The organism is Oleiphilus sp. HI0132, assembly GCF_001635845.1.
Genome location: NZ_LWGJ01000774.1, coordinates 1 through 705, shown reverse-complemented (window position 1 = coordinate 705; position 705 = coordinate 1). Strand labels below are relative to the sequence as shown.

Annotated in this window: 1 protein-coding gene; it reads right to left on the bottom strand. The window is 45.0% G+C overall.

Annotated elements, in window-relative coordinates; translation table 11 throughout:
- On the bottom strand, nt 1-447 hold a 447-nt coding region (locus tag A3766_RS09125), incomplete at its 3' end, for a disulfide bond formation protein B (RefSeq protein WP_068642114.1).
- Between the last annotated feature and the right edge of the window lie 258 nt (nt 448-705).

Below are 705 nucleotides of genomic sequence, written 5' to 3'. Positions count from 1 at the left end.
AATAAACGCCAATAAGCTCCAGCCTGGGATTGATAGACTCATGAAGGTCCACTGAACTTTTGCGCAATCGCCTGTGCCTCGTAGGGCCATCTCGATTACTTCCAATAAGGGAAACACTTCGAGCATATAATCGATGCCGGGGCCGCATGCGGGGACCTGGTCTTCGGGTAAGCTTTGTAGCCACAATTGTCGAATAGCAACAGCGGCACCACCCACAGATAAGAGTGCTGCGAGGAATGCGTAGATGGACGAAGCGATCTTTCCTGCATTATGGATTGCACCGATCAGCGCAACGAGCCCAATGCCGCTAAAGAATACTCGTTGCATCATACACATTGGGCATGGGTCCATGCTGCTAAAAGGCTCAATGTAGGTGGCAGTGACTAATAGTGCCGCACAAGCGATAAAAATAAATAGAAAGCGTTGCTGTGAAGAAGGGAATGTCATGATCTTTGTTGCTCGTAAACTTGTAGTCGCTTTGCTTACCTTATAAAAGAGGTAAAGAGCGCGGTCAAAAATGTATTCTTCACTAGTGAGCCGCCTGAGTAAACAAATTTGTTTTTCTCTTAAGAGCTTGTAATGTCATATTAGGATAACAATGATAATTGCTTTGGTCTTGCGTTAAGAATGTCGGTGAAGGTGTTGCAGGCTGACTTTTCCAGCCTATAATTACTTCTTTAAGCAATTGATGACAGAGTGCAAATG